The following is a 10,313-nucleotide window of genomic DNA, read 5'->3' as shown; positions in this document are numbered from 1 at the left end:
CGCGCCACACGATGCCGAGAAATACAAGTGGCGAAACCTGATCGAGCGGCTGTTCAACAAGCTCAAGAACTGGCGCCGCGTCGCCACCAGATACGACAAGACAAAGGAGTCTTACCTCGGCTTCGTCACCATCGCAGCAGTCAAGCTTTGGTTACCCTTTGTCCACGAGGCCTAGTCCTTTCGCTTCATCTCTTCGCGCAGCGCGGCAAGGCGGTCGTCGATGCGACGGCTGCGTCCGAATGCTTCCAGTTCGGCGAGGTCTTCCTCGCGCGGCTTGCCGGCCGGCAGGTCGGTGAGCCGTTCGACGGCACCGAGCGCGGCGGCGATCTTGTCCTCCGGCGAAGGGCGGGCGCCGGTTGCCGCAGCAACTCCCGTGCTGCGGTCGTTGGCGCGCCGCGAGATCTTCACCCGCTCGGCCGCCTCGCGGCGGGCGGCATTGGCGGCGTTGAGTGCCGATCGGGACTCGGAGATGCGCAACTCGACATCGGCGATCAGCCGGTCGATGGATTCGACCTGCGCGTCGATGTCGTCCTGCCGGCCGATGCCGGCGCGCGCCAGATCCTCACGGCCTTCGCGCATCGCGATGCGGATATTGGCGTCGAGCCCGTCACGCTCCTCGACAAGCGAAGCCTTCTGCATGGCGTAGCGTTTTTGCTCCGCGACGGACGATGCCAGGCCGGATTTCAGCTCGTCCAGCGCCTTGTCGATGTCGCGGATCGCCTGTTCGGCCACCGCCTCGGGAGCTTTGCGTTCAAGGCCGTCTATGACGGTCGCGACCAGTCCCGCTGCTAGGCGGGACACTCGGCCGGGAATGGTTTCGGTCTGCATGGCTTCGATCTCCTGGTTTTGCATTTCTCGGGAAAGCGGAACGGACAGCGAGTAGGACCAGTTGGCCCGGATCAGATGCGACAAGGCTCCCTTTTCATGGGCGTCGCCGTATCCGGTCATCAGGAACGGCACGACGACACGCCCGTCGAGGGTGGCCAGCGACACGCGATCGACGCCCTTGAACGACATCAGCTTCTCGTCCAGCGGCATGCGGTCCGCCGACCACGTGCCGGCGGCGTATTCGCGGATGCCGTTGGTGACCAGCCGCGAGGGCAGGCCGGTCTCCGCGCGGATACGCTCATAAGCGAGGCGCTGGAGCTCGAATGTGTCCTTCGGATGGGCAGGCGTGGTCTCGTCCAGGATCTCGCGCATCGAGGCATAGGCGCGAAAGGTCCGTTCGATCTCACGGATCGCATCGTCGTCGGGGATCAGGCCGTAGTTCGCTATCTTCATTCGGTCTTCATCGTCTCAACTCCTCTCTCAATCACGTAATGGGTGATTGAGGTGGTTTCAAGATGCAAATCACCTATTTGGTGATTTGCAGTTGCGAGATGGATTGTGCATTGCGGAATGGCCTCGCAAGGCTAGGATCGAGGCGGCCGGCACGACGATGTCCTCCGCTTGCGCGGTGGCGTCGATGCCTTACCTATAAAAAAGACATCCTTCCGGCGGACCGTTCGGCCCGCCCTAGCGCCGCAGCAGATTTCGGGAGCCGCCCATGACCAAGGAAAAGAGTTTGGATCTCGAACACGCATTGCGCTCGATCGTAACGCTCCAGGCCTCGGTGCCGGAGGACGCCTTCACCGCCTCGGTGCTCGGCACGCAGCGGGCCGGCAGCGGCGTCGTCATCCGCGAGAACGGGCTTGTGCTTACGATCGGCTACCTGATCACCGAGGCCCAGGACGTCTGGCTGACCGCTGCGGACGGGCGCATCGTGCCGGCGCATGCGCTGGCTTACGACCAGGAGACTGGATTCGGGCTTGTGCAGGCGCTCGGTGCGCTCGATCTTCCCGCGCTTGACCTCGGTAATGCGGAGACGGCCAGGGTCGGCGATCCCGTCGTGATGGCGGGTGGCGGTGGCGGCCGGTTCGTGCGCGCCAGCATCGTCAGCAAGCACGAATTCGCCGGCTATTGGGAATATCTGCTGGACGAGGCGATCTTCATCGCGCCGGCGCATCCGATGTGGGGCGGGGCGGGGCTGCTCGGCGCCGACGGCAAGCTGCTCGGCATCGGCTCACTGCTGCTGCAGATGGCGGACGGCACGTCGGTGCAGGACATCAACATGATCGTGCCGATCAATCTTCTGCCACCGGTGCTCGACGACCTGCTCAACTACGGGCAGATCAACAAGCCGCCGCGCCCTTGGCTCGGCGTCTATTCCAACGAGCGCGACGGCAAGGTGGTGGTGGTCGACGTCGACGGCCGCGGCCCGGCGGCAGCCGCCGGCCTGCGCGAAGGCGACGTGATCTCCGACGTGCGCGACCAGGAAGTCGAGGGCCTGGCCGACTTCTACCGCAAGGTGTGGAGCAGCGGCCCGGCGGGCACGGAGATTCCGGTCCGGGTCGTGCGCGGAAAACGCGACTTATGGCTGCGCATCAAGTCGGCCAATCGCAGCAGCTTCCTGAAGAAGCCGAGCTTGCAGTGAAGGTGGCGCAGCCTCGCCTCTATTTCGAGGCGACGACCTTGCGGGTATGTGCTGCTGATTTTGCGTCCGGCTTAACTCACTTCGAGACGTAGATCTGGCAAGGTCCGGCGACCTTGACTTTGTATTTCTTGCCAACCGAGTTGCACTCGGCGAGCGCTCGCTTCTCCGCCTCCTTCTGCGACGGAGCGTTGTAGGCGCGCCCGCAAAACACAGCTTCGACGCTGTAGCTGAGCGGCGTCTGCGCGTAAGCCGAATGGCCGGCAGCCGCGACATAGTCCTTGTAGGCCTTTTGGCAAGGCCCCTTCATGCCCGCTGGAAACATCGCGCCGAAGCGTTTTGTGCCGACTTTTCCGGCCAGCGTTTCCGCCGCCAGGGCAGGGCCGGTGGCCAAAAGCAAGGCGGCTAGAACCGTAGGGACGGTTCCCAGGACTATTTGTTTTCTCATTTTGCTCGGATTCATCCAGGAATTCACAACCATTCAGTAGCGTCGATTTTTCGGCTTGGCTAGTTCCATTGGCGATAAATAATCAGCCAAAAAAAGACGATGTATTACTGAATAGCCCGTCGCTTTTCGGACCGGCATTGGCCGTCTATTCGGATAGCCGGTTGCCTGACGTGGCACGCGAATGGCATGAGGCCGGCCCGGCGCAAGAGCCGGCTGCTCCATTCATACCCCGTTCACCTAACAGCCTGTACGACGGGGCCCTCGGAAATGAGGAGATTCGTCCATGGCATTGATCAAGGGCACCAACAGCGGCGAAACCATCTACGGCTACGCCAGCAACGACGAGATCTACGGTTTCGGCGGCAACGACAAGATCTACGGCTATGAAGGCCACGATTTTATCTCCGGCGGAGCCGGCAACGACACGCTGTATGGCGGCTCGGGCGACGACGACATCTATGGCGACAGCGGCATCAACACGCTCGTTGGCGGCTCCGGCGACGACTGGTTCCGCACCAGCGCGCGCTCGACCGGGCTGAGCGACGACTACATCGCCGACTTCGAACTGGGCTATGACCGCATCGACCTACGCAACTGGGGTGTGTCCGACTTCACCCAGGTCCAGGCGCTGCTTAGCAATACGTCCGACGGCGGCTCGATCCTCAACGCCTATGCCGGCGGCGAAAGCCACGTGATCGAGATCGCGGACGTCACCCGCAGCGAATTCATCTCCGGCGATTTCGTCTTCGACACCTCCACGGCCGCGCGCAATCTGAGCGGTTCGAGTTCCGTCGACGTGCTGTTCGGCGGCCGCGGCCACGACCTGATCGACGGCAATGGCGGCAGCGACAGGCTGTTGGGCGGGCTGGGCGACGACGACATCTACGGCGAGAGCGGCAACGACCAGATCTGGGGCGGCATCGGCAGCGACCTGATGTCGGGTGGCTCCGGCGATGATGTTTTCCGCTTCGTCAGCATCTCGGAGATGAACAGCGCGTCAGGTCGCGACGTGATCACCGATTTCCAGGTCAATGACGGTTTTGGCTATGACGATCTGATCGATTTCTCGCAGATCGACGCCGATACGACGCGTGCCGGCAACCAGGCTTTCGACTTCATCGGCCGGGACGGCTTCATCTCGAACAGCCCTGGCGAACTGCGCTATGCCTATAGTTCGGCGGGCGACACGGTCATCGCCGGCAACATCGACAACGACAGCGCTGCGGAATTCCAGATCGTTCTGATCGGGCGCCATGTGCTGGATGCCAGCGATTTTATCGTCTGAGATAGAGCGCTACGCGGCCCGTCGGGAGCACCCGACGGGCTGGAGGGTGTTTGCCGAGACCGTCCGGGCGGGCCGGCGGTGTGCTCAGCCTCTCAGCACATAAAGCTGTCCCTTGCCGCCGCGCCGGTCCACCTCGCGGATGATCTCGCGCACGGCGAGATCGGATGGGTTGCCGTCCTCGTTCCGGAAAACCTCGCGGTTGCCATGCGGCCTGGGACCGATGCAGCCGGTGACCCAGCCGACATTCGGCGCCTCGTGGATAAGGATCGCTTGCTGCTGAAGGCTCGAGCCGCCGAGCACGCGCAGGCAGATGCCGTCATGGCCGGCGCGCAGGTCCTTGACGGCCTTGTTGTTGCGCTCGACGCGCAGGCCGTAGGGTTTGTCGCGGCGCATCAGCCGCACGAAGCCGATGTCCCACTGGTCCACCCGCCCGTCGTCGGTGCGGTAGCGTTCGACCGTTGTGAAGAGTTTTGTCGAGGCGACGTCGCCGAATGTCGCGACAAAAACCCTTCGGCTGTTGATGGTGAACTCGACCTGCCTGCCGCCGCACAGCATGTCGGCCGGCACCGGCTGGTCGAACTGCGCGCAATGGATCGGCCCGCCGATGACCATCATCATGGTGCCCCACATGCCGCTGAAGCGTTTTCGGTTGGCCGGCATGGTGAGCGGCTGGCGGGCGGTCCGGTAGAGCCGGGCGCGGTCCTCGGCGGAAAGGTCGTCGACGTCATCGTGGATTTCGCCTTGGGCGCCGTGGTCGTAGATGAACTCGTCCTTCGGCCAGCGCGTGTGGATCAGCGTGACGAATTCCATGAACCGCTCCGATGTCCTTCCACCCGGCGAACCTGGCGGCCGCCGTGAAAAAATCTGTCTGCGGTGGTACGGCTGCCGCGGGGGTCGGCAGCCGTCCTCGCCTGAGACATGCGAAGTTGCAAGAAAGAGTGGTAACTTGCAATTAGCAATGTGGAACTATCAAAACGGTGTATCCGGACTGTGTCGCCGCGTATGCGCAAAGTCGGACTTCGTATCCGTCACCGATCGTGTGGGGAAGGACCGAATGGATGGGTGGCGGCTGGCTACTTCTCCGTGGGGTCAATCCGCAGCCGGAATGCCGACAATCAGGAGATCGCAGGGGCCGCTGCCCTTGTTTCCGGAATCGTCCCAGACAAACGACCATATGCCGGACGTGTTCACCTTGGTCCTGTCGTCCCGGTCAATCGCGAAGATGTTCGGCCCGGCTCCGAACGTCTGCACGGCATGATTCGTACCGCTGTAGGTCGCCCTGAAGCTGGACATGAAGATGCCCACCTGCGCGAGCGGCACGCCCATGTCGATGGTCTGGGGACCTTCATCGTCAAGGCTGACCGATTTGATGACAATGAGATCGAAGGAGCCGATAAATTCCATGACCACGGCGGCGATCTCGGCGGTCGACGCGAAGTTGCCATCCCCGTCCGCCATTCCCGCCATGGCGGAAATGGTGGACCAGGAGGGGAGGACGGAGGCCTCTGCCCCCAGCAGATGATGATCGCTGTCGCCGTAACTCAGGTCGAAGCCCGAGAGCGCCGCGATCTGCGGATAGTCGTCCAGATCGGCGCTTTCCCCGTTGTTGAGCGTGATGGGCGGAGGCATCGAAACCGAGCCGACCGACGGCGCCTCGCCGACCCAGGCCAAGACCGAGACGCAGACATAGCTGCCGTCGCCCTGGCGGTTGCCGCTGTCGTCGAAAAGGATTGGCATCGCCTCGACAAACAACGCCCTGGTCCCCATGGGCGTCACTTTGATCGAGACGCTCATCGTCTCGACATGGTGGTCGACGCCTGAACCATAACTCAGGGAGAAGGCCGACAGCCCGACGAGCGAGCACAGGATGTCGTCTTCGAACTGAATCAATTCGTTGCCGCCGGGAACGAAGCGGAGCGAGCGGAGCTGGAACGGCATGTCGGTTCTCCTGTGGGTTGTACCCTTGGAGCCTGAACCGCCTCTTGCCGTCCGACGAATGGCTTTGCGCGTCCGTCCCCACCGAAAAGGCGCGATGCTTAACAGATCGTGGAGAGGCACCGCGGGATTTTATGCGATTGTGCCGGAACGGTCCTCTCGCTCGAAGCCCGTACTCCACTCGCATATGGAACATCCAGAGCTGGACCCATCCATCAACGCAGTACGGCAGCGGCGTATTCGCGCGGACCTTCGCTACAGGTGCTTCACACTTAAGCAACCATCCCATTTGTCGTTCAGATATTCGCAGACCAGACGCCGGTGGCAGTGATGGGGCGTGGCTTCCGAGCACAGCAAGCATGCGCCGTCGAACGCCTGTGGCGTCAATCGCTGCTCGATCTTGCGGTCCGCCATAAGGCTCAGAAATCGATCCTCATAGATGCGCCAGTCTCCCTTGTCCTTCTTGAACTCCTTCAGGATGTCGTCGGTCGGCGCCAGCAGGGGCTGGTGGACATATTCAATGCCGTTGATTTTCTTCAAGAAATAGGCGAGATCGTCGGCCTTTGCAAAGCCCGCCAACTGCGAGGTATTGTGCAGGCGGACATCGATCACCTTCTTGACGCCCGCCTTCAGCAGGCGCTCGAAAAAACCCTCCGCATCGGTCTTCGTGAAGCCGATCGTTGCAAGCTCGACCTTGCCCATGGTCACTCCGCGGCGACCTGCCCGGAAGGTTCGCCCGTCGGCTCCGCATAGGCGACCTTACGCCCTCTCTCCCGATAGGCCACCGCCAGGCGTTCGTCTCGCGACCTGAACAAATCGTTGTCCTCTACGTCTCCCAACTTCAGCAACCGTTCTTCGATCTCATGTTGGCTGAGAATATCGCCGCATGGGAGGATGTGTTTCACCGCGATGCCACGTTCCGCCAGCGCCCGTCCGATCAGCAGGCAGCGATGACAATCGAGCGGATCGCGTTCCGAGCACATGAGCGCCAGTCGGTGCTTTTCCGCGCCTTGCGCGACGAGGTCGAGGCCTTTGCCGAATTCCTGGGTCAGTGCCATCTTTTCGTAGTCGGCCACGCCCTCGCAAAAGAACTCCTTGCCGGACGGGCGTCCGCCCAGCTTCTGGCCTAGAAAACGATATTCTATCCCGTCTTGCCGCAACTCGTCCTGGAGGGCGTCACGGTTGAAGTGTGGGAAATGGCGGGAGTATGGAGCGGTTCTGACATCTCCGATTGCCGTCACGCCCGCGGCACGCAGCACGGCAATGAAATCCTCGTAGGACAGGGTGGAGTGCCCAACGGTGAATACCTCCAACTGACCGGACATCGGCTTCTCCCGTAGAGGTTAGCGGCTGCCGACCCTGCACGAAAGCGCCAGCGCTTTCACCTGGGGCGAGCATTCTTCACAGAAAATATAGGCCATTCACTTGCGCATAGCACGGATGTTCGCCGAAGGGGCGCGATAGGCCGACACGCACATGGATACGTGTAGACCCCTTCGCGTCGTTCTGCAGTACGTCGATACCCGCTGCTTTCCAGCGTGTTCTGGCCGCGTCCGCCGGGACCGAGAGATCGTAGAGGTTGTTCCCGATTCCGATGCGGCATCGAAGCCGTTGTTTGTCCCCATAGGTATCGACATAGAGTTGCAGTCGGCTTGGGGCAATTTCGATCGCGCCCAGCGAGCGGCCGAAGTGCCCACCGGCTACATAGGCTTTGCCGGAGGCAACCCTGACGAGGCCGCCGTCGAAGGCGGCCTCAAGCGAAGACGAAATTCCGCCGGCAACCGCCCGCGCGATCTGAGAAAATGCGAGGTTGCCGACAATATCGATCGGCCTCGACAGGTTGACAAGGCAATCCTCGGTGGCGTGCGGGAAAGGAAAGTCGTTCGGCGGCGGAGAGGCGTCGAAGCGGATAATATTTCCGATTGAAAACGGGCGTCCGGGACCGACATGGTGTTCATTCCAAAATCTCGACCCCTCTGACGTATTGGATGCGGTCGGAGGCTCAGGGCGGATCATCTGTCGCCTTCTATGCTCCCAACCTGCGACGCAATATAGTGTCCCGTAGCATGTTATGTCGGTGATGATGATCTCGAAAACCGCCATTGCTGTCTCTCTGAATAGACCGCAGATGGTAGTCTAAAGCCTATCGCTGCAACCCGCAATTGAATCCGAAGAAACAGCATGCCCGGTGAAACGCTCACATCCGGAACACGCCGAACTTCGTATCCTCCACCGGGGCGTTTAGCGCCGCTGAGAGCGAGAGCGCCAGCACCTCCCGCGATTTGGCCGGGTCGATGATGCCGTCGTCCCAGAGCCGGGCGGATGAATAGAGCGGGTGGCCTTCGCGCTCATATTTATCGAGGATCGGCGCGCGGAATTTCTGTTCCTCCGCAGCGCTCCAGCTTTCGCCCTTGCGCTCAAAGCCCTCGCGCTTGACTAGGGCCAGCACGGTGGCCGCCTGCTCGCCGCCCATCACCGAGATGCGGGCGTTGGGCCACATCCACAGGAAGCGGGGCGAATAGGCGCGGCCGCACATGCCGTAATTGCCGGCGCCGAACGAGCCGCCGATGATCATCGTCACTTTGGGCACCTGCGCGGTGGCGACCGCCGTGACCAGTTTTGCGCCGTCCTTGGCGATGCCGCCGGCTTCGTATTTGCGGCCGACCATGAAGCCGGTGATGTTCTGCAGGAAGACTAACGGGATCTTTCGCTGGCAGCACAGTTCGATGAAATGCGCGCCCTTCAGCGCGCTTTCCGAAAACAGCACGCCATTGTTGGCCAGAATGCCGACCGGCATGCCAAAAATGTGGGCGAAGCCGGTGACCAGCGTCGTGCCGTAATTCTGCTTGAACTCGTCGAGTTCCGAGCCGTCGACGATGCGGGCGATCACCTCGCGCACATCATAAGGTTTTCGCGTGTCCTCGGGGATGATGCCGTAGAGTTCGCGGGGATCGTGCAGCGGCGGGGTTGGATCGCGTAAGGCAAGGCTTACAGTCTTCGAGCGGTTGAGGTTCTTGACGATGCGCCGGGCGATCGCCAGCGCGTGTTCGTCGTCCAGCGCCAGATGGTCGGCAACGCCAGAGAGTTTTGCATGCACCTCCGCGCCGCCCAGGTCTTCGGCCGAAACATCCTCGCCGGTCGCGGCCTTCACCAGAGGCGGTCCGCCGAGAAAAATCGTGCCCTGGTTTTTGACGATGATGGATTCGTCCGACATGGCGGGCACATAGGCGCCGCCGGCCGTGCAGGAGCCCATGACGCAGGCGATCTGCGGAATGCCCGTGGCCGACATCGTCGCCTGATTGTAAAAGATGCGGCCGAAATGCTCGCGGTCGGGGAATACCTCGTCCTGGTTGGGCAGGTTGGCGCCGCCGGAATCGACCAGATAGATGCAGGGCAGGTTGTTCTCGCGCGCGATCTCCTGGGCGCGCAAATGTTTCTTCACGGTGAGGGGATAATAGGTGCCGCCCTTCACGGTTGCGTCGTTGACCACGACCATGACCTCGCGTCCTTCGACCCGGCCGATGCCGGCGATCATGCCGGCGGCCGAGATGGCGTCGCCATACATGTCCCAGGCGGCGAATTGGCCGATCTCCAAAAAGGGCGAGCCGGCGTCGAGCAACTGCGCCAATCTCTCGCGCGGCAAAAGTTTTCCGCGCGACGTGTGACGCTTGCGCGCTTCTTCCGAGCCGCCGCGCTGCACGGTCTCGGCCTTGGCGGCGATGTCGGCGACCAGAGCCTTCATGCGCTCGGCATTGGCGCGAAAGGCGTCGGAGGAGGGGGAAATCTGGGATTTTATGACGGGCATGCGGCTGCTTCCTCCCTTGCGCGCTCATTGCTCTGTAGCAGCCTCGCACCCGAAGCGGCTAGCGCCGTGATGTGATGCATCGACGCCACACAGGTTGGCCACTATCCTTCCCCAACGGCAGAAATCGCTTGCAGCGGCAATCGCTCGGGCATAGAGACCCCGCCCGTTCAAACCGAAAGGAGACCGTCATGCCTCGCCATCCGAGTTCGACACGTTCCGTGCCGACGCTCGAATTGCGTGCGGCTGACTGCATTCTTCTGGGGTTGAACGACAATGGCCCGTTCCACGATACGGCGCCGGCAGGAGGCCGAGCGCCAGCGCATTGAAGCCTATGAGGCGACGCTGAGGCGTGTCAGCGCCGTCGCGCGGC

10 protein-coding genes and 1 pseudogene are annotated in these 10,313 nt (G+C 62.1%); 3 read left to right on the top strand and 8 right to left on the bottom strand.

All coding sequences use genetic code 11. From position 1 onward, the window contains the following. Positions 1-175 (top strand): annotated as a pseudogene (locus tag ACH196_RS29230) (IS5/IS1182 family transposase); the annotation flags it as partial. Here ACH196_RS29230 and ACH196_RS29225 read toward each other — a convergent pair. Next, the gene (locus ACH196_RS29225) at positions 172-1,281 is read right to left on the bottom strand and encodes a PspA/IM30 family protein (protein ID WP_396650366.1); all 1,110 of its coding nucleotides are present in this window, start codon (positions 1,279-1,281) and stop codon (positions 172-174) included. The pseudogene ACH196_RS29230 and the gene ACH196_RS29225 sit on opposite strands and share 4 nt — an antisense overlap. Positions 1,282-1,564: 283 nt before the next feature. Between ACH196_RS29225 and ACH196_RS29220 the strand changes: the two genes are divergently transcribed. Continuing rightward, positions 1,565-2,473, top strand: coding sequence for a S1C family serine protease (locus ACH196_RS29220; protein ID WP_396650368.1), 909 nt, complete (start codon positions 1,565-1,567; stop codon positions 2,471-2,473). Between the two features lie 76 nt (positions 2,474-2,549). Here the strand turns inward: ACH196_RS29220 and ACH196_RS29215 are convergent, their stop codons facing one another. Continuing rightward, positions 2,550-2,918: a hypothetical protein gene (locus tag ACH196_RS29215; RefSeq protein ID WP_396650365.1), complete on the bottom strand. Its 369-nt coding sequence runs from the start codon at positions 2,916-2,918 to the stop codon at positions 2,550-2,552. A gap of 283 nt (positions 2,919-3,201) precedes the next feature. On the opposite strand from ACH196_RS29215, the gene ACH196_RS29210 reads away from it, so the two are divergent. Further along, positions 3,202-4,203, top strand: a complete 1,002-nt coding sequence (locus ACH196_RS29210) for a hypothetical protein (protein WP_396650364.1) — start codon at positions 3,202-3,204, stop codon at positions 4,201-4,203. 84 nt (positions 4,204-4,287) lie between these two features. On the opposite strand, the gene ACH196_RS29205 is transcribed toward ACH196_RS29210, so the two are convergent. From ACH196_RS29205 to ACH196_RS29180, 6 genes are all read right to left on the bottom strand, one after another. Then, positions 4,288-5,013 (bottom strand): hypothetical protein, encoded by a 726-nt coding sequence (locus ACH196_RS29205; protein ID WP_396650363.1) that lies wholly within the window; start codon positions 5,011-5,013, stop codon positions 4,288-4,290. A gap of 279 nt (positions 5,014-5,292) precedes the next feature. Further along, complete coding sequence (locus tag ACH196_RS29200) at positions 5,293-6,141, bottom strand: hypothetical protein (protein ID WP_396650362.1); 849 nt, start codon at positions 6,139-6,141, stop codon at positions 5,293-5,295. A gap of 252 nt (positions 6,142-6,393) precedes the next feature. After that, positions 6,394-6,840 (bottom strand): DUF488 family protein, encoded by a 447-nt coding sequence (locus ACH196_RS29195; RefSeq protein ID WP_396650361.1) that lies wholly within the window; start codon positions 6,838-6,840, stop codon positions 6,394-6,396. Between the two features lie 2 nt (positions 6,841-6,842). Further along, positions 6,843-7,463 carry a DUF488 family protein gene (locus ACH196_RS29190; protein ID WP_396650360.1) on the bottom strand — a complete coding sequence of 207 codons (621 nt, stop codon included), beginning with the start codon at positions 7,461-7,463 and terminating at the stop codon, positions 6,843-6,845. A 76-nt stretch (positions 7,464-7,539) separates the two neighbouring features. Next, positions 7,540-8,241: a dual OB domain-containing protein gene (locus ACH196_RS29185; RefSeq protein WP_396650359.1), complete on the bottom strand. Its 702-nt coding sequence runs from the start codon at positions 8,239-8,241 to the stop codon at positions 7,540-7,542. 94 nt (positions 8,242-8,335) lie between these two features. Then, on the bottom strand, positions 8,336-9,943 hold the full coding sequence (locus ACH196_RS29180) for a carboxyl transferase domain-containing protein (protein WP_396650358.1): 1,608 nt from the start codon (positions 9,941-9,943) through the stop codon (positions 8,336-8,338). Positions 9,944-10,313 lie beyond the last annotated feature (370 nt).

Origin of the sequence: Mesorhizobium sp. IMUNJ 23232 (genome assembly GCF_044326205.1) — a bacterium.
Taxonomy (GTDB): domain Bacteria; phylum Pseudomonadota; class Alphaproteobacteria; order Rhizobiales; family Rhizobiaceae; genus Kumtagia.
This window is presented reverse-complemented; position numbering and strand designations above follow the sequence as displayed.

Bases quoted from the DNA above. Each gene is read 5' to 3' on its own strand.
- ACH196_RS29225 (WP_396650366.1), bottom strand. From the start codon at position 1,281: ATGAAGATAGCGAACTACGGCCTGATCCCCGACGACGATGCGATCCGT.
- ACH196_RS29215 (WP_396650365.1), bottom strand. From the start codon at position 2,918: ATGAGAAAACAAATAGTCCTGGGAACCGTCCCTACGGTTCTAGCCGCC.
- ACH196_RS29210 (WP_396650364.1), top strand. From the start codon at position 3,202: ATGGCATTGATCAAGGGCACCAACAGCGGCGAAACCATCTACGGCTAC.
- ACH196_RS29205 (WP_396650363.1), bottom strand. From the start codon at position 5,013: ATGGAATTCGTCACGCTGATCCACACGCGCTGGCCGAAGGACGAGTTC.
- ACH196_RS29200 (WP_396650362.1), bottom strand. From the start codon at position 6,141: ATGCCGTTCCAGCTCCGCTCGCTCCGCTTCGTTCCCGGCGGCAACGAA.
- ACH196_RS29195 (WP_396650361.1), bottom strand. From the start codon at position 6,840: ATGGGCAAGGTCGAGCTTGCAACGATCGGCTTCACGAAGACCGATGCG.
- ACH196_RS29190 (WP_396650360.1), bottom strand. From the start codon at position 7,463: ATGTCCGGTCAGTTGGAGGTATTCACCGTTGGGCACTCCACCCTGTCC.
- ACH196_RS29185 (WP_396650359.1), bottom strand. From the start codon at position 8,241: ATGGCGGTTTTCGAGATCATCATCACCGACATAACATGCTACGGGACA.
- ACH196_RS29180 (WP_396650358.1), bottom strand. From the start codon at position 9,943: ATGCCCGTCATAAAATCCCAGATTTCCCCCTCCTCCGACGCCTTTCGC.